Genomic DNA, 18481 nt, shown 5'->3' with positions numbered 1-18481 from the left:
AGCTCACAAAACAAAGGCTTTCTGATTGAACAATGTGCTGGATTTTTCAGAGCGCATAAGTTTTTTTCGGCATAAGCCTTATGAGAAATCCTTCTTAGCTTCTCTTCAGGATGTTCTTAGCTACTGGTGTAACAAGCGTGAAACGGTTTCACTTAAAAATAACGCCAAATATTTGGCGACCAGCTAAGTACCATCAGGAATCAGGGAGAGGCATCCATGCGCGTTTTAACCCCCCTCTGCGGCGCGATTTTGCTGGCCATGGCCTGCACTTCTCAGGCTCAGGCGATGTCATTGACCGAGGCGATCCAGAGCACCATCGCGACTCACCCGGAACTGGCGTCGCGAGTCGACGCCCGGCTCTCGGCCGATGAGCAGATTAAAGTCGCCAAAGGGGGCTTTTATCCATCGGTGGATTTGAATGCCGCCTACGGGCGCGGCTACAGCGATAACACCACCACTCGGGCGCAGGGCAACCACCACACCGAAATCCTCACTTACACCCAATCGGAACTGCGCCTGCGGCAAATGCTGTTCGATGGTTTCAACACCTCCAACGAGGTCGCGCGCACCAAAGGCGTGGCCAACTCGCGGGCGTATTACGCTCAAGGCACCGCCCAGGACCTGGCCCTGCGCACCATCGAGGTATACCTCGAAGTGCTCAAGCGCCGCGAACTGGTGACCCTGGCCAAGAACAACCTGCAAGCGCACATGCGGGTCAACGATCAGATCGGCCTGCGTACCCAGCGTGGGGTCGGCAGCAACGCCGACTCTGACCAGTCCACCGCTCGCCGGGCGCTGGCGCAAAACAACCTCGACACCGCCGAAGTCGATCTGGCCGATGCCGAGACGAATTTCTTCAGTGTCGTGGGGCGCATGCCCGATGAACTGGAAGCGCCGCCCTCAACCCGTGGCGAATTGCCCGCCACCCTGCCGGAAGCCCAGCAGAGCATGGTGGAAAACAACCCGTACCTGAAATCCGCCCAGGCCGACGTGCAATCGGCCGAGAGCCAGTACGAAGTCGCCAAGTCGCCGTTCTACCCGCGCTTTGACGCGGAAGCGGCGGTGGGCGCCAATAACAATGTTCAGGGCGACGAAGGCCACGACAACGAATGGCGAGTGGGTGTGGTGATGAACTACAACCTGTTCCGGGGCGGCAGCGACAAGGCCCGGCTGGCCTCCAATGCGCACCAGATCAACCAGGCGCTGGACATCCGCAACAACGCCCTGCGCCAGCTCAACGAGAACGTCCACCTGGCCTGGAACGCCATGCTCAACGCCAAGAAACAAACCCCGACTGCCCGTGAATACGCAGAAACCACTACTCGTGTGCGGGCCGCGTATCAGGATCAGTTCGGTCTCGGTCAACGGACCCTGCTCGACGTACTCGACAGTGAAAACGAGCTCTACAACGCCAACCGCCGCTACACCGAAGTGCGCTACACCGAGGAGTTTTCGATGTACCGCGTGCTGGCGAACATGGGCCAGTTGTTGAGTAAACAACGGGTGGTGCTGCCCGCCGATGCGATCGCCTCCACCGAAGTAAAAAACGAAGCTCGCTTGCCTGAACTGAAGTAGCTCAAATGAAGTAGCTCAAGGGGAGCGTTCACTGTGACCAGCATGGAAACCGGCAACACGGGGGTCGATCCGCGCCTGAGCTTCGATGACCCGCTTCTGGACGGTCTGTTGATTCTCTGCAAACTCCACGGTGCGACGGTCAGTCGCGCCAGCCTGAGTGCCGGGCTGCCAATGGCACACCAACGTTTGAGCCTGGACCTGCTGCCCCGTGCAGCGGCCCGCGCCAGTTTGCAGGCGCGTGTGTTGCGCCGTGAGCTGGGGGAGATTTCCGCGCTCAACCTGCCTGTGATGCTGATCCTCAACCATGGCCGCTGCGCGGTCTTGCGTCGCTTCGGCGAGGACGGTCAGGCGCTGATTCTGCCGAGCGAAGCCGACGGTGGAGAACAATGGGTCAGCACGGACGAGCTGGCCGCCAACTACAGTGGCCAGGCCTTGTTCGCCCGGCCGCGGCATGAACTCGAAGATCTGCGATCGCCGCTGGTGCCGCGAGTGGAGGCGTGGTTTCGCGACACGTTGAAGTTGTCGAAGTGGCTGTACAGCGATGCGATTCTGGCGAGTTTTCTGATCAACTTGCTGGGCCTGATGGTGCCGCTGTTCGTGATGCAGACCTACGACCGGGTGGTGCCGAACCAGGCCACTTCAACCTTGTGGGTGCTGTCGATCGGCTTGCTGATCGGCACCGGGTTCGAATTGGTGCTGCGAGTGGTTCGCGCGCACTTGCTGGACACCGCGGGGAAGAAAACCGATGTGATTCTTTCGGCGACTTTGTTCGAACGCATCACCGGCATGGCGATGAAAGCGCGGCCGGCGACCATTGGCGGTTTCGCCCAAAGCATTCATGATTTTCAGGGGCTGCGGGAGTTTCTCACCGCCGTCACGCTGACCAGCCTGATCGACCTGCCCTTCGCCCTGCTGATGCTGGTGGTGATCGGCCTGCTCGGCGGCTGGCTGGTGGTGATTCCGCTGTTGGCGTTCCCCATCACAATCATCTTCGCCATGGTGATTCAGGTACGCCTGCGCGACACCGTGCAGAAGAGTTTGAGCCTCGGCGCCGAACGCCAGGCCCTGCTGATCGAAACCCTCGGCGGCCTGGAAACCCTCAAGGCGTGCAGCGCCGAAAGCGAACGCCAGCACAAATGGGAAAGCACCCACGGCGCCCTCACCCGCCTCGACAGCCATGCGCGTAACCTCTCGGCGCTGGCCACCAACGGCACGCTGTTCATTCAGCAGTTCTCCGGCATGGCGACCATCGTCGCCGGGGTCTATAGCATCATTGCCGGCAACCTCAGCGTCGGCGCGCTGGTGGCGACCTATATGCTCGGCAGCCGCGTGCTCGCGCCGTTGGGGCAGATCGCCGGGCTGATCACTCGTTATCAGCAAGCGCAACTGACCATGAAAAGCACCGATGCGCTGATGTCGTTGCCGCAAGAACGTGACGCCAAACAGCGGCCGTTGGAGCGCACGCAATTGCAAGGCGCACTCGACGTCAGCGGGGTGACGTTCCACTACAACGGCCAGAATGCTCCGGCCCTGGCCAATGTCAGCTTCAGCATGAAACCGGGCGAACGGATCGGCATCATCGGCCGCAGCGGGTCGGGCAAAAGCACGTTGGCGCGGCTGGTGATGGGTTTCTATGCGCCGGAAGAAGGCCAGTTGCTGCTCGATGGCCTGGACCTGCGGCAACTGGACGTCGCCGACCTGCGTCAACAGATCGGCTACGTCGCCCACGACCTGCCGTTACTGGCCGGCAGCCTGCGCGACAACCTGACCCTCGGCGCGCGCTACATCAGCGATGCCCGAATGCTCGAAGTCGCCGAATTGACCGGCGTCACTGAACTGGCTCGCCAGCATCCCCAGGGCTTCGACCGGCCGGTGGGTGAACGCGGTCAGTTGCTGTCGGGTGGGCAACGCCAAGCGGTGTTACTGGCGCGGGCCTTGCTGCTCGACCCGCCGATCATGTTGCTCGACGAACCCACCAGCGCCATGGACAACAGCAGCGAAGACGTTCTGCGGCAGAAACTCCACGGCTGGATTCAGGGCAAAACCCTGCTGCTGGTCACTCACCGCACCTCGATGCTCAGCCTGGTGGACCGGTTGGTGGTGCTGGACAACGGCCGGATCGTCGCCGACGGCCCGAAAGAAGCGGTCATCGATGCATTGCGCAAGGGCCGTGTCGGCTCTGCGGCGGTCTAGGGGCGCCCACTCGATGCTGGTACATAACCTGTGGCGAGGGAGCTTGCTCCCGCTGGGTTGCGAAGCAGCCCCAAAGCCATTCACCCCGTTGTATCAGACAGATCGAGCTGGCAGGTTTACGACTGCTTCGCAGCCGAACGGGGGCAAGCCCCCTCGCCACAGGAGCGGGAGCAAGCTCCCTCGCCACAGGTTTGTGTTCGGCTTTATTTCTCTTAACTGACGGGTATCGCCCCATGTCTGTTCAAACACCGGATTCAGCGGCCCGAGGCTACTTCGGCAGTTTCAACAAAAGCGCCGAAAGCGAGTTCATGCCGGAAACCGCCGGCGCCTCGTTGCAGGATTCGCCGCGCTGGTCGCGGATCACCGTGTGGCTGGCGGCAACACTGCTGATCACCGCGCTGGTCTGGGCCAAGTTCGCCGTATTGCAGGAAGTCACCACGGGCGAAGGCAAGGCGATTCCGTCGAGCAAGGTTCAGGTGATCCAGAACCTGGAGGGCGGCATCGTCACAGAGATCCTCGTTCGCGAAGGGCAAATGGTAAACAAAGGTGACACCTTGCTGCGCCTGGATGACACGCGATTCCTGTCGAACAAGGGTGAAAGCGAAGCGGACCGCTATGCGCTGACCGCGCAAGTCGAACGGCTGTCCGCCGAAGCGGAAGGTCGGCCGTTCAAGCTGTCCGAGGAAGTCATCGCCAAAGCCCCGCAAGTGGCCGAGGACGAACGCTCGCTGTACGAACAACGTCAGCGCCGGCTGGCCAGCGAGCAGCGCACGCTGACCGAACAACTTCGGCAGAAAACCCAGGAACTGGCGGAATTCCGCTCCAAGCAGGGGCAGTTCAGTTCCAGCCTGGCGCTGCTGCAGCAAGAGATGAACATGTCTGCGCCACTGGTGGGCACCGGGGCGGTTTCGCCGGTGGAAATCCTGCGGCTCAAACGCAGCGCAGTGGAAATCCGCGGCTCGCTGAACGCCACGACCCTGGCGATTCCCCGGGCGGAATCGGCGATCAATGAGATCAAAAGCAAAATCGACGAGTCCGAACAATCCTTCCGTTCGGAAGCAGCGAAAGAACTGAATGAAAAACGTACCGACCTGTCGAAAATCACCGCCTCGAGCATTGCCATCGACGACCGCGTGACGCGCACCACCGTGATGTCGCCGGTTCACGGCATTATCAAAGTGCTGAAGGTCAACACCATCGGTGGCGTGGTCCAGCCGGGCAACGACATGGTGGAAATCGTGCCGCTGGAAGACAACCTGCTGATCGAAGCCAAGGTCCGCCCTCAAGACGTGGCGTTCCTGCATCCGGGCCAGAAAGCCATGGTCAAGTTCAGCGCTTACGACTACACGATTTACGGGGGGTTGAGTGCGAAGCTGGAACTGATCGGGGCGGACACCATCACCGATGACAAGGGCAACAGCTTTTATCTGATTCAGGTGCGGACCGACAAAAATCACTTGGGCGGAGATCTGAAACCGCTGCTGATCATTCCGGGGATGGTGGCGACGGTGGACATTATTACCGGGGAGAAAAGCGTGCTGGATTATTTGCTTAAACCGGTGTTGAAAGCGCGGACTGAGGCGATGCGGGAGCGGTAGTCTGCGGCGGGAATTTTCTGTGATTGTTCTCCCGCTATCGCGAGCAGGCTCGCTCCCACAGTTGATCTCCAGTGAACACAAAGTTTGTGACCATTGCATATCCCTGTGGGAGCGAGCCTGCTCGCGATAGGGCCGGCACGAACAGCGACTATTTCGGCCCGTGATTGCGCTGAAAAACCTCCTCCCCCATCGCCACTATCTGCCCCTCGATCAACGCCTCGAATGGCTTCAACAACGGCTCAAAACTGACGGGCGACTCGAGCGTCTGCAACGCCTGAACAATCGCCTCCACCGTCGACAACGCCCCTGGCCCCGGAGCCTTGCGCAATCGATAACGCGACACCCCGCCCTCGGCCAGGGTCACTCTGGGCAACGCCGCCAACAACGGATTGAGGTGCAGCATCTTGCGCGCCTTGCGCCAGGTGCCATCCGGAACCACCAGCAGCAGCGGCTCATCATTCGCGGTGTAGGCCTGCATCGGCTGCGCCTCCTCACCGGGAAACAGCAACCGCGCCTGATAGCCCGGCTGATTCAACAGCACCGGCAAATCCTCGAACACCTCGCCCACCCTCAACTCGGCATTCTTCAACCCCAACGCCGCCAACCGCGCGGTGTTCAGCGCATGGTTCACTTCGCTTGGATGCTGAAGCAGCAACACTCGAGTGCGGCTGTCGAGGCTCGGGATCAGCGGGCACAGGCAGTGAGTTTGAGGGCGCAAGCAGCGCGGGCACTGGATTCTGGACATCGGTTTTTCTCCCTCAGGCCTGATTGAGCTGCGCTTTGAGCAGGTCGCGGAAGGTCTGGATCAGCGGTTCGCGGCTGCGGCCACGGCGCACGATCATCGAGAACGGCGCCTGATAACCGAACGTCGCCGGCAGCAGCACGCGCAAATCACCCTTGTCGGCCCAGGCCTGGGCGTAGTGCTCCGGCAGGTAACCGATGTAGGCGCCGGACAGCACCAGAATCAGCTGGGCCTCCATACTTTCCACGGTCGCCGCGCTGTGTTTGAAACCGTGGCGGGCCAGCTCTGCCTGGCTCCAATAACCGCGACCGACCATGCGCTGCTGGGTGATGACTTGCTCGGGGATGCGCCGCTCGGTGAACAGCGGGTGGCGACTGCTGCAATACAACCAGTGTTGCTCGCGGTAGAGCGGCATGTAGACCAGACCGCTCATGCGTGTGGAAAAGGCACCGATGGCTAGGTCGAGGCGGTTGTCTTGTACGCCGAGTTGCAGTTCGTAGGGGCTCATGACCGACAGATGCAAATGCACCGCCGGGTGTTCCTGACTGTAGGCGCCAATGGCTTCGGCGAACGGCAAGGCCTTGTCGCTGACGGTGGAGTCGATCACGCCCAGGTTCAGAGTGCCACGCAACTCGCCTTTGAGGGCGGCGGCGTATTGTTCGAAACCTTCGAGTTCGGCCAATAGACGCAGGGTTTCCTGATGGAACAGCTCGCCCTTGCTGGTCAGGCTGAAACCACCGCGCCCGCGATGGCAAAGCACCAGACCGAGGGCCGCTTCGAGTTGGCTCATGTAAGTGCTGATGGCCGAGGTCGACAGGTTGAGCTCGTGTTGGGCGTTGGCGAACCCCTGATGGCGGACCACGCTGACGAAGATGCGCAATAGTTTCAGGTCGGGTAAAGCATTGGCCATGGGGGGCTCCGGTTGCAAGGTAGTGCATGTTGCTTTTGTGGCGAGGGAGCTTGCTCCCGCTCGGCTGCGCAGCAGTCGTAAACTTGGCAATGCGATCCACCAGACACAACGAAGTGAATGGTTTTGGGGCCGCTTCGCAGCCCAGCGGGAGCAAGCTCCCTCGCCACAGGGGTTCTGCGTGTGGTCAGAAGTCTATCGCTACCGTCTTCATTAGTTTAGAAAAATCTGAACTAAGTATTTGCCCGTAGCGATTCTTCCCGGCCACTGCATTTCGCAGAATCGGCCCACAGCGGTGCCCGTCTCTCCCCGAGCGGCTTACCTGCATAAATAAAACAACGACGATGAGGCCTTACCCGTGGACAAGATTCTTCACCAACCACTGGGCGGCAACGAAATGCCGCGCTTCGGCGGCATCGCCACCATGCTGCGACTCCCCCATTTGCCATCTGCTGCCGGCCTGGACGCTGCCTTTATCGGCATCCCGCTGGACATCGGCACTTCCCTGCGCCCCGGCACCCGTTTCGGGCCGCGTGAAATCCGCGCTGAATCGGTCATGATCCGCCCGTACAACATGGCCACCGGTGCTGCACCGTTCGACTCGCTGTCGGTGGCCGACATCGGTGACGTGGCGATCAACACCTTCAACCTGCTCGACGCCGTACGGATCATCGAAGAGGCCTACGACAACATCCTCGAACACGATGTGATCCCTCTGACCCTGGGCGGCGACCACACCATCACCCTGCCGATCCTGCGTGCCATCCATAAAAAGCACGGCAAGGTCGGCCTGGTTCACATCGACGCTCACGCCGATGTGAACGATCATATGTTCGGCGAGAAAATCGCCCACGGCACCACCTTCCGTCGCGCTGTAGAAGAAGGTCTTCTGGATTGCGACCGCGTGGTGCAAATTGGCCTGCGCGCTCAGGGTTACACCGCTGATGACTTCAACTGGAGCCGCAATCAAGGCTTCCGTGTGGTTCAGGCTGAAGAATGCTGGCACAAATCCCTGGCCCCGCTGATGGCTGAAGTGCGCGAGAAAGTCGGTGGCGGTCCGGTGTACCTGAGTTTCGATATCGACGGTATCGACCCGGCTTGGGCACCCGGTACCGGCACCCCGGAAATCGGCGGTCTGACGACCATTCAGGCGATCGAGATCGTTCGCGGTTGCCAAGGCCTCGACCTGGTCGGCTGCGATTTGGTAGAAGTCTCGCCAGCGTACGACACCACCGGCAACACCTCGCTGCTGGGCGCCAACCTGCTGTACGAAATGCTCTGCGTACTGCCGGGCGTGGCGCATCGCTGAGGATCGGTCATGAGCGAACGTGATCAGGTACTCAACGCCGCCGCCGAGCTGGTGTCGGCCTTTGCCCGTAACGATCGCGAAGCTTACTTCGGCGCATTCAGCGTTGATGCCAGCTTCGTGTTCTACACCCTCGAGCAGCCCCTGCTGTCGCGCGATGCCTATCAGGCGTTGTGGGACACCTGGCGCGCCGAGGACGGCTTCGAGGTGCTGTCATGCACCTCGAGCAACGCCTTCGTCAGCCTGCAGGGTGACGTGGCGATTTTCATCCATGACGTAGCCACCGAGCTGCGCATGCAAGGGGAGCAACACTTCAGCCAGGAGCGCGAGACGATTGTTTTCAAGAAACAGGCGTCTGGCCAAAAACAACAAGGCCTATGGCTGGCCTGCCACGAACATTTGTCCGCCATGCCGGAAGGGCTGCCACCCCCTTAGCCAAACAGGTGACGCTCACACACGATGAGCGCGCCTTTATGATCGGAGCAGATCATGAATAACAACAACAAAGACCAAAGCCTTACGCAAATCGAAACCTACGGGGTCGAACAGATCCCGGACAACGAACGCACCGCAGGCCCGACGGACTTGTTCCGGATGATCTTCGGCGGTTCCAACACCTTTGCCACCGCCGTGCTCGGCAGTTTCCCGGTACTGTTCGGCCTGTCTTTTCAGGCGGGCGTCTGGGCGATTGTGCTGGGTGTGTTGCTGGGTTCGCTGATCCTTGCACCAATGGGCCTGTTCGGTCCGCTCAATGGCACCAACAACGCGGTGTCTTCCGGTGCGCACTTCGGCGTGCACGGGCGAATCGTCGGCTCGTTTCTGTCGCTGCTGACCGCCATCGCCTTCTTCTCACTCTCGGTGTGGAGCTCGGGTGATGCGCTGATCGGTGGCGCGAAACGCCTGATCGGCCTGCCGGAAACCGACCTGACCCTGGGCCTGGCCTACGGTCTGTTCGCAATCCTGGTGCTGACAGTGTGCATCTACGGTTTCCGCTTCCTGCTGTGGGTCAACAAGATCGCCGTGTGGAGCGCCAGCCTGTTGTTCCTGTTGGGCGTCTTCGCTTTCGCCGGTCCTTTCGATGTGAATTACGCCGGCAGCGTCAGCCTCGGTCAACCGGGTTTCTGGGCGGCCTTCATCGGCGCTGCACTGGTAGCGATGAGCAACCCGATCTCCTTCGGGGCGTTCCTCGGCGACTGGTCGCGCTATATCCCGCGTGACACCTCCAAGCGCCGGATCATGGCTGCCGTGGTGATCTCGCAGATCGCCACCTTCATCCCGTTCCTGTTCGGGCTCGCCACCGCCACCATCGTGGCGATCAAGGCACCGGACTACATCGCGGCCAACAACTACGTCGGCGGTCTGCTGGCGGTGTCGCCGAGCTGGTTCTTCCTGCCGGTGTGCCTGATTGCAGTGATCGGCGGCATGTCCACCGGCACCACTTCGCTGTATGGCACCGGGCTGGACATGTCCAGCGTGTTCCCACGGGTGCTGTCGCGGGTCAAGGCCACGCTGCTGATCGGCGTGATGTCGATTGCCTTCATCTTCATCGGGCGCTTTGCGGCGAACCTGGTGCAGAGCGTGTCGACCTTCGCCGTGCTGATCATCACCTGCACCACCCCGTGGATGGTGATCATGATCATCGGCCTGCTGATGCGTCGCGGCTTCTACTGCCCGGATGACCTGCAAGTGTTCACCCGTGGCGAAAAAGGTGGCCGTTACTGGTTCACCCACGGCTGGAACTGGCGTGGCCTGGGGGCCTGGATCCCGAGCGCGCTGGTGGGTTTGTGCTTCGTGAATCTGCCGGGGCAGTTTGTCGGGCCGCTGGGCAATCTGGCCGGCGGGATCGACATCAGCCTGCCGGTGACCCTCGGTCTGGCGTCGCTGGTGTACCTGACGTTGCTGAGCCTGTTCCCGGAATCGCGGGAAGTATTTGGCCCGACCGATGCACGCAGCAAGGGCAAGGACTCGCTCGGTAAACCGGCGATGCGACAAGCCGCCTGATTCAACACATTACCTGTGGTCAACGCATTACCTGTGGGAGCGAGGCTTGCCCGCGAAGAACGATGACGCGGTCTGCCTGGCGGACCGCGGTGCTCCCTTCGCGGGCAAGCCTCGCTCCTACAGGAATTGGTATTCCCACAAAGATTGATTTTCGCCTCACCATAAAAAAGACAATCGGAGACACGCCATCATGGCTTTGGATTTATTCGTCGTTCTCATTTACGCCGCCGCGATGCTGGTGCTCGGCTACTTTGGCATGCGCAAGGCCAAGACCAACGAAGACTACCTGGTCGCCGGTCGTAACCTCGGCCCGACCCTGTACATGGGCACCATGGCCGCTACGGTTCTGGGTGGCGCATCCACCGTCGGCACTGTGCGTCTGGGCTACGTCCATGGCATTTCCGGTTTCTGGCTGTGCGCCGCACTGGGTTGCGGGATCGTGGCGCTGAACCTGTTCCTCGCCAAACCGCTGCTGAAGCTGAAAATCTACACCGTCACCCAGGTGCTGGAAAAACGCTACAACCCGATGGCCCGCTCGGCGAGCGCGGCGATCATGCTGGCCTATGCGCTGATGATCGGCGTGACCTCGATCCTGGCCATCGGCACGGTGCTGCAAGTACTGTTCGGCCTGCCATTCTGGATCTCGGTACTGCTCGGCGGTGGCGTGGTGGTGGTCTACTCGGCCATCGGTGGCATGTGGTCCCTGACCCTGACCGACATCGTGCAATTCGTGATCAAGACCGTAGGCCTGATGTTCATCCTGTTGCCAATCTGCCTGTACCGCGTCGGCGGCTGGGATGAGTTGGTGATGAAACTGCCGGCAGCCGCCTTCAGCTTCACCACCATCGGTTGGGACACCATCATCACCTACTTCATGATCTACTTCTTCGGCATCCTGATCGGTCAAGACATCTGGCAACGGGTGTTCACCGTCAAGACCGCCAAAGTCGCTCAGTACGCCGGTACCTTCGCGGGTATCTACTGCATCCTCTACGGTCTGGCCTGCGCCCTGATCGGCATGGCGGCACACGTGCTGATCCCGGACCTGGACAACGTCAACAACGCCTTCGCCGCCATCGTCAAACTGTCCCTGCCGGACGGCATTCGTGGCCTGGTGATCGCTGCGGCACTGGCCGCCATGATGTCCACCGCCAGCGCCGGTTTGCTGGCCGCCTCCACCACCCTGACCGAAGACCTGCTGCCAAAACTGCGCGGCGGTAAACAGTCGAGCCTGAGGATCAACCGCTTGTTCACCCTGCTGACCGGTATTGCCGTGCTGGGGATCGCACTGGTGGTCAACGACGTGATCAGCGCCCTGACCCTGGCTTACAACCTGTTGGTGGGCGGCATGCTGATCCCGCTGATCGGTGCGATTTTCTGGAAACGCGCAACCACCGCCGGCGCCATCGCCAGCATGGGCCTGGGCTTTGCCACCGCGCTGCTGTTCATGATCAAGGACGGCATGGACGCCAACACCCCGATCTACTACAGCCTCGGCGTGGGTCTGGTGAGTTTCGTTGTGGTCAGCTTGCTGTCCCGTCGCCCGGCAGTGGTGGCGAGCGCGATCTAATCTTTACGTTATACGGCTTCACTTTTTCTTCGACGGGTGTGGCGTCGGTTGCCACACCCGTTTTTTTTCGCCTGAAGGAATCTGCCCATGAAGATCGTCAGCCGCGATCAGTGGTTCGAGGTCAAACAGTTCAGCGACGGCATACGCCTGATTCACGAGCCCTACATTCGGCCCTTTTACCGCTGCAATCTCTGGCACATTCAGGGGCGTGACAAGGATTTGCTGCTGGACAGCGGTTCCGGCCTGGTCAGCCTGCGCGAACAATTGCCGTGGATCACCGAACGACCACTGGTGGCGGTGGCCAGTCATTGCCATTTCGACCACATCGCCGGCCATCACGAATTCCCCGAACGGCTGGTGCACCCGGCCGAAGCACAGATCCTCGCCGAGCCCGACGGCGACAACACCCTGAGCAAGCTTTTCGTCGGTGATGAGATGTTCGAGGCTCACCCCGACTGCCCGTTGTGCTACGCCGAATACCGGGTCAAAGCCGCACCGGCCACAGGTTTGATCGAAGAAGGCGACGTGCTCGACCTCGGTGATCGGGTCTTGCAAGTGCTGCACACGCCAGGACATTCACCGGGCGGCATCAGCCTGTTTGAAGCAGCGACCGAAACCCTGTTCAGCGGCGACATCATCTACGACGGGCCGCTGATCGAAAACGCCTATCACTCCAACCTCGACGACTATGCCCGCAGCCTGCAACGCTTGCGAGCGCTGCCGGTGCGCACGGTGCACGGCGGGCATTTCGGGAGTTTTTCCGGGGAGTATTTACGCACGATGATTGACGAATGGCAGCGCCGACACGCCTGAAGCCTGCTGTACTCAGCACCAGGGACAACAACAATGACGCCCTCGAAGAACAATCATGACAAAAGACGCCGTTCGTGCCGCCGTGCATCGCTTCATCAGCCGCCTGCTGGAAAATCAGGATGACTTTGACGACAACACCCGTCTGGTGCAGTTGGGGTTGGATAAAGAAGATATCGAAGAGCTGCTCTTCCATCTGGAAGATCAGCTGGGCTTGACGGCGTTTACCGCCGAAGAAGACCGGATGCTCAAGAACGCGACGACCGTCGACGACTTGAGCCGGTTTTTGATTGAGATCGGGCGGTATTGAGACGGGTTGAAATGCACCTCTGAGGCAAAACTGCAGACTTTTGTGGCGAGGGAGCTTGCTCCCGCTCGACTGCGCAGCAGTCGCAGAAACAGGATCCGCATGCTGCCTGATACACCTCGGTGGTGATCGATGGGGGCTGCTGTGCAGCCCAGCGGGAGCAAGCTCCCTCGCCACAGGCATGCCCCCAGTCCAGGCTTACCGGCGGCGTTGCTGCTGGCGGCGACGTTGTTCGTCGTCAGTGCGAATAGGCACGGGTTGCAGAGGCGGTTCAATCAAACCGAGTGCGACACCCAGGTCATGCAGCCAGTTTTGGATTTTCTCTTTCATGGTGCCCCCTTCAGGGTAGTGCCGAGCGGCCGAAGTTCTGTAGCCCCTTCGCACTGATAATAGTCCGAAGTCCTACGCAATGCTCGTCCAACATCGCAATGATCTGTTACTGAATTGATCCAAATCCCTGGACGTTCGTTCAAGCAATTGCCTGGGCCTGAATCGCAGCCGACGGATACACCGCCTGCTGCTGCTCGATCCATGCATTCAGGTTGGCGCCGACCATGCCCTTGCGCCACATCAGCCAGGTGGTCGCGCTGGCGAACGGCTCGGCCAAGGGATGCACCGCCACGCTTTCGCGCCCCGGCAGGCTGGCGAGCATCGACTCCGACATCAGCGCCACGCCGGAGCCGGCAATCACGCAGGCCAGCATCCCCGGATAAGACTCGATCTCCATGGCCCGGCCCATGGCCGCGTGATCATGGGCGAACCAGGCTTCCAGGCGCATCCGATAGGAGCAGCCCTGACGAAACGTGAACACCGAACGCCCTTCGACATCCAGCGCGCTGCGTACTGGTGGATGATCGGCCTCGCTGATCAACACCAGCCGTTCGTCGCACAATGGCACGCCATCGAGCCCGGCCAGTTCCAGCGGACCGTCCACCAGCGCCGCATCGAGACGCCCGGTGAGTAGACCTTCGAGCAATTCGCCGCTGGGCCCCGATTGCACCTGCAGGTTTACCGCCGGATAGCTGCGGTGATATCGCGCCAACAGCTCTGGCAGATGAATCGCGGCGGTGCTGTACATGGTGCCCAGCACGAAATCCCCGGCCGGTTGCCCGCCCTGCACCGCCGCGTGGGCTTCGTCGTGCAGGGCGAACAGCTTGGCGGTGTAGTCCAGCAGGACTTTTCCCGCAGGCGACAACTGCAAACGCTGACGCTCGCGTACGAACAGTTCGACACCGAGTTGCTCTTCAAGCTGCTTGAGCCGGGTCGACAGGTTGGACGGCACGCGATGCAGGCGTTCAGCAGCGCGGGTAATGGAGCCCTCCTCTGCCACCGCCTGGAAGATCCGCAATTGGCTGAATTCCACGCCATTCTCCAAATCAGAACAAGTTTCTCACTATTATTCATTTTTAAAGAAAGTCAATCAGTCCTAGCCTGACGGTCATTGATCCTCGAAACGGAACTCAGACCATGTCCCCTCTGATTCGCTTAACCGCCAGCTTCATCGCCCTGATGATGGCCATGGGCATCGGGCGTTTCGCCCTGACGCCGCAACTGCCGCACTTGCTCAGCGAAGGCCAGGTCGACCTGACCGCCGCCGGTCTGATTGCCGCCGCCAACTACCTCGGCTACTTCGTCGGCGCGGTGGACGCGATGTTTGCCCGTCGCCCCGATCAGGTTCGTCGGCGCCTGCTCGGTGGTTTGTGGCTCTGTGTGCTGCTCACCCTGGCCTCGTTCTGGGCCAACGGGTACTGGTCGCATCTGGCGCTGCGTTTCGGTACGGGTGTGGCCAGCGCCTGGGTGCTGGTGATGATTACCGCGTTGAGCCAACCGCTGGCCGCGGCGGCCGGTCGTCCGCGGCTCGGCGCCCTGGTCTTTGCCGGGCCGGGTCTGGGGATTTTTCTGACGGGGTTGTTGGCCTTGGGCTCGAACCTGCTGGGTCAGACGTCCGCGACCTTGTGGCTGGTGTATGCCGGCGTCGGGCTGGTGATGCTGCTGGGGATTGTGCCATTCCTGCCGCAGCCGGCCGCCCCTTCTACGGCGACACCGTCTGCCGCAACGTCGGGCGCCCAAGGCGTCGGACGTTTACCGGTGATTTATGGTCTGTACGGTTTGGGCTACATCATCCCGGCCACTTTCCTCTCGCAAATGGCCAGCGCGCAGTTTCGTGGGCAATGGCAAGCCGATCTGTTCTGGCCGTGCTTCGGCCTCGCGGCGGCGACCGGGGTGGTGTTGGTCAGCCTGCGTCGACACAACCCGAACGCCACCCGTCACTGGCTGATGACGACGCTGTGGCTGCAAGCCGCTGGCGTGTTTGCTTGCCTGTTGGGCAGCGGTGCCGGCCTGGCGCTAGGGGTGATCCTGTGTGGTGGGCCCTTCCTGGCTTGCATGCAACTGGTGATGCAGCGCTCCCGGGAACTGGCGCCCCACGCCACCCAGCGCAACGCCGGGCTGCTGACTGCGTGCTTCGCCGTGGGTCAGCTCAGCGGGCCGTTGCTGGCGGCGCTGAGCAGTCATTTCAGCGGTGGCTTGCAACCCGCGCTGGTGATCGCCGGTAGCGGCTTGCTCATTGCCGGCGGTTTGCTGCTGAATCCGGTCAGGGTTGCCCAAGTGCTTTGCGTAAACGACGGCGGACCCACTGTTCTGCGCTCACAAAAGTGATCCCCAGCAGAACCAGCACCGCGCCGATCACAAAGTTCAGGCTCAATTCTTCGCCCAGCAGCACCACGCCGAACGTGACGCCGAACAGCGGCGTCATGAACGAAAACACCGCCAGGTTCGCCGCCAGATAACGGCGCAGCAGCCAGAACCAGGTCAGGTAACTGAAGAACGACACCACCAACCCCTGAAACAGCACGCTGGCCACTGCCACCGTGGTCAGGCTGACATGGGTGACCTGACCGCTGAGGATCGCGATCAACAACAGGCCGACGAAGCCGACGATCAATTGATAAAACAGCGTCAGAGTCACCGGCGCTTCCGACAGACGTGAAGCGCGCACCACCACGGTGGTCGCGCCCCACGACGCGCCGGCCAGCACGCCCAACGCATCACCCAACAACATGCGGCGGTCGAGGTTGTCCCAGGACACGCCACCGGCGAACGCAATGGCAATGCCGACGAAGGCTAGAAAAATCCCCAGCCACTGCACCGGTCTTAAACGCTCACTCGGCAGCAACCAATGCACGCCCAACGCGGTGAAGATCGGCGCGGTGTAGAGAAACACCGACATGTGCGCCGCCGTGGTCAGTTGCAAGCCTTCGGCAATGAAGAAGAACTCCAGGCCAAATAACGCACCGGCCAGCAACCCACCACGCCAGGTGTTACCGACCTGATCCCAGCCACCCTTCCAGCAAATCAACAGTCCTACGAGCAACGCGGAAATACCCGACCGCCCCGCCGCCTGCATGACCGGCGCGATGTCGGGCGCGGCCCATTTGATCATCACCTGCTGCACGCCCCAGATCAGGCACAACCCGACCATCACTTGCAGGGCAAACCCATCGGCGCTACGCCGGCTGGCGCTCACCGGAACACCTCGATAACACAATCCATGGCAGGGACTCGACAGTAAAAGCAAAGCCCCGGCCTTCTGGCTGAGCAGAGTGCCGGGGCGAAAAATTATGCTGTCGATTATTAACCAGATGGACAGAAAAAGGTGTCTGCAAAAGACTAATACCCGCAACTTCAGCCGCGACACACTCTTGGTAGCAGCTGCCGAAGGCAGGCTTCGCCAGCTGCTACCGATCCGCAAAGACCTTTAAATCGCCGCTTGCGTCATCCCGCCACGACCAGCGCCGCCGACTGCTGTGCCTGCTCGCGTTTGGCCAGCGCGAAGTACAGGACGCCGCCAAGGAAGCAGCCGGTGAACCAGGCGAAGTTGGCCATCGGCTGCAAGACCGGGATGAAGGTAATCGCAACGCCCATCAGGGTGGCCGGAATCAACGCCTTGACCGCCGTCCAATTAACCCCGCCGCTGTAGTAATAACGTCCGCTCGGGCCATCGTTAAACAGCGCATCGACGTCGATCTGCTGTTTTTTGATCAGGTAGTAATCCACCAGCAGAATCCCGAACAGCGGGCCGATGAATGCCGCCAGCACGTCGAGGGTGTAGTGAATCACTTCGGGGTTGTTGAACAGGTTCCACGGGGTGATGAAGATCGAAGCCACGGCGGCGATCATGCCGCCGGCACGCCAACTGATCTTGCTCGGGGCAACGTTGGCGAAGTCGAACGCCGGGGACACGAAGTTGGCGACGATATTGATGCCAATGGTCGCCGTGACGAAGGCAAAGGCACCGAGCAGCACCGCTACGCTGTTGTCGATGCGCGCCACGGTGGCGATCGGGTCGTGAAGCATTTCACCGAACACCGGCAAAGTGCCGGAAACGATCACCACGGTCACCAGGGAGAACGCCAGAAAATTCACCGGCAGGCCCCAGAAGTTGCCGCGCCGCACGTCGTTCATGCTGCGGCAGTAGCGACTGAAATCGCCGAAGTTCAGGGTCGGACCGGAAAAGTACGACACCACCAACGCCGTTGCCACAATCACTTGGCCGAAAGCTTCCCAGCCAGACAGGGACTTTTCCGCCAGAGTGAAGCTGATGTTGCTCCAGCCGGCCTGCCAGACGATCCAGCCGGCGAGCATGAACATCACGCCGTACACCACGGGGCCGGCCCAGTCGATGAAGCGGCGGATAGACTCCATGCCGGTCCAGAACACCAGCGCCTGAACGAACCACAGGCTGAGGAAACCGAACCACCCGAGGTAGGACAAACCGGCAAAGTGCGGTTCGGCGTAGGCCGCCATTGAAGGAAAAAAGCGCAACACGACGATGATCAGCGCACTGGACGCCAGGTACGTCTGAATTCCGTACCAAGCCACCGCGATCAGGCCGCGGATGACCGCAGGAATATTCGCCCCGAACACCCCGAACGCCAGTCGGCAGATCACCGGGTACGGCACCGCCGCCTGCTGACTGGGCTTGGCCACAAGATTGGCAATCAATTGCACGATGCAAATACCGCCCAGCAAGGCAATCAACACCTGCCAACTGGCCAACCCAAGTGCAAACAGGCTGGCAGCAAACACATAGCCGCCGACGCTGTGCACGTCGCTCATCCAGAAGGCGAAGATGTTGTACCAATTCCATTTCTGCGGCAGCGGCCCCAGGTCCTGGTTATACAGGCGTGGGCTGTAGCCGTTGGGCAATTGCTCGGTCATCGCAGGGCTCCTCGAAAGTACAGGCGCGGCCCCCGAGATTGATGCGGCGACCACACTGCGTACGGGAGCCGGCATGGTTTGTATACGAGTTACTACGCAGAATGCGTGCCATACGAACTAAAGGTGTGACAACTCGGGCTTTCAACCCTGTTCAGTGCAAAGCTTTTAAGGCGTAGAGTTGGCAGTAATGCCCATGAACAGGGCGTACGCGCCTGCAAACGGTGCAGGATTTTATGTATACAACAGAGAGGG

Annotated in this window: 16 protein-coding genes; 10 read left to right on the top strand and 6 right to left on the bottom strand. The window is 60.8% G+C overall.

Annotation, left to right across the window (positions count from 1 at the left end; translation table 11 throughout):
- Window positions 1-216 precede the first annotated feature (216 nt).
- The 3 genes from ACA044_RS07570 (at window position 217) to ACA044_RS07560 (ending at window position 5366) form a co-directional block, all read left to right on the top strand.
- Window positions 217-1575, top strand: coding sequence for a TolC family outer membrane protein (locus ACA044_RS07570; protein WP_497445809.1), 1359 nt, complete (start codon window positions 217-219; stop codon window positions 1573-1575).
- Between the two features lie 33 nt (window positions 1576-1608).
- Window positions 1609-3768, top strand: coding sequence for a type I secretion system permease/ATPase (locus tag ACA044_RS07565; protein WP_497445808.1), 2160 nt, complete (start codon window positions 1609-1611; stop codon window positions 3766-3768).
- A 233-nt stretch (window positions 3769-4001) separates the two neighbouring features.
- Window positions 4002-5366, top strand: a complete 1365-nt coding sequence (locus ACA044_RS07560) for an HlyD family type I secretion periplasmic adaptor subunit (RefSeq protein WP_497445807.1) — start codon at window positions 4002-4004, stop codon at window positions 5364-5366.
- 148 nt (window positions 5367-5514) lie between these two features.
- On the opposite strand, the gene ACA044_RS07555 is transcribed toward ACA044_RS07560, so the two are convergent.
- Both ACA044_RS07555 and ACA044_RS07550 read right to left on the bottom strand, forming a co-directional pair.
- Complete coding sequence (locus ACA044_RS07555; protein ID WP_497445806.1) at window positions 5515-6111, bottom strand: tRNA-uridine aminocarboxypropyltransferase; 597 nt, start codon at window positions 6109-6111, stop codon at window positions 5515-5517.
- Between the two features lie 13 nt (window positions 6112-6124).
- Complete coding sequence (locus ACA044_RS07550; protein WP_258620607.1) at window positions 6125-7018, bottom strand: LysR family transcriptional regulator; 894 nt, start codon at window positions 7016-7018, stop codon at window positions 6125-6127.
- A gap of 355 nt (window positions 7019-7373) precedes the next feature.
- Between ACA044_RS07550 and speB the strand changes: the two genes are divergently transcribed.
- From speB to ACA044_RS07520, 6 genes are all read left to right on the top strand, one after another.
- Window positions 7374-8324: an agmatinase gene (gene speB / locus ACA044_RS07545; RefSeq protein ID WP_497445805.1), complete on the top strand. Its 951-nt coding sequence runs from the start codon at window positions 7374-7376 to the stop codon at window positions 8322-8324.
- Window positions 8325-8333: 9 nt separating this feature from the next.
- A complete protein-coding gene (locus ACA044_RS07540; RefSeq protein ID WP_497445804.1) occupies window positions 8334-8756 on the top strand; it encodes a YybH family protein in 423 nt (140 codons plus the stop codon).
- 54 nt (window positions 8757-8810) lie between these two features.
- Window positions 8811-10322, top strand: coding sequence for a purine-cytosine permease family protein (locus tag ACA044_RS07535; RefSeq protein WP_497445803.1), 1512 nt, complete (start codon window positions 8811-8813; stop codon window positions 10320-10322).
- A gap of 190 nt (window positions 10323-10512) precedes the next feature.
- Window positions 10513-11892, top strand: a complete 1380-nt coding sequence (locus ACA044_RS07530) for a sodium:solute symporter family protein (protein ID WP_497445802.1) — start codon at window positions 10513-10515, stop codon at window positions 11890-11892.
- A gap of 87 nt (window positions 11893-11979) precedes the next feature.
- A complete protein-coding gene (locus tag ACA044_RS07525; RefSeq protein WP_497445801.1) occupies window positions 11980-12705 on the top strand; it encodes an MBL fold metallo-hydrolase in 726 nt (241 codons plus the stop codon).
- 55 nt (window positions 12706-12760) lie between these two features.
- Window positions 12761-13012: an acyl carrier protein gene (locus ACA044_RS07520; protein WP_497445800.1), complete on the top strand. Its 252-nt coding sequence runs from the start codon at window positions 12761-12763 to the stop codon at window positions 13010-13012.
- A gap of 195 nt (window positions 13013-13207) precedes the next feature.
- Here ACA044_RS07520 and ACA044_RS07515 read toward each other — a convergent pair whose 3' ends face one another.
- On the bottom strand, window positions 13208-13339 hold the full coding sequence (locus ACA044_RS07515; protein WP_256580670.1) for a PA1414 family protein: 132 nt from the start codon (window positions 13337-13339) through the stop codon (window positions 13208-13210).
- A 139-nt stretch (window positions 13340-13478) separates the two neighbouring features.
- On the bottom strand, window positions 13479-14372 hold the full coding sequence (ptrR, locus tag ACA044_RS07510; RefSeq protein ID WP_427626030.1) for a putrescine utilization regulator PtrR: 894 nt from the start codon (window positions 14370-14372) through the stop codon (window positions 13479-13481).
- 104 nt (window positions 14373-14476) lie between these two features.
- Between ptrR and ACA044_RS07505 the strand changes: the two genes are divergently transcribed.
- The gene (locus tag ACA044_RS07505; protein WP_497445799.1) at window positions 14477-15667 is read left to right on the top strand and encodes an MFS transporter; all 1191 of its coding nucleotides are present in this window, start codon (window positions 14477-14479) and stop codon (window positions 15665-15667) included.
- Here the strand turns inward: ACA044_RS07505 and ACA044_RS07500 are convergent.
- Window positions 15603-16535, bottom strand: coding sequence for a DMT family transporter (locus ACA044_RS07500; protein ID WP_497445798.1), 933 nt, complete (start codon window positions 16533-16535; stop codon window positions 15603-15605). The two genes, ACA044_RS07505 and ACA044_RS07500, sit on opposite strands and share 65 nt — an antisense overlap.
- A gap of 248 nt (window positions 16536-16783) precedes the next feature.
- Window positions 16784-18229 (bottom strand): NCS1 family nucleobase:cation symporter-1, encoded by a 1446-nt coding sequence (locus ACA044_RS07495; RefSeq protein ID WP_497445797.1) that lies wholly within the window; start codon window positions 18227-18229, stop codon window positions 16784-16786.
- Window positions 18230-18481: the final 252 nt, after the last annotated feature.

The organism is Pseudomonas sp. LBUM1673 (genome assembly GCF_059695645.1).
This window is presented reverse-complemented; position numbering and strand designations above follow the sequence as displayed.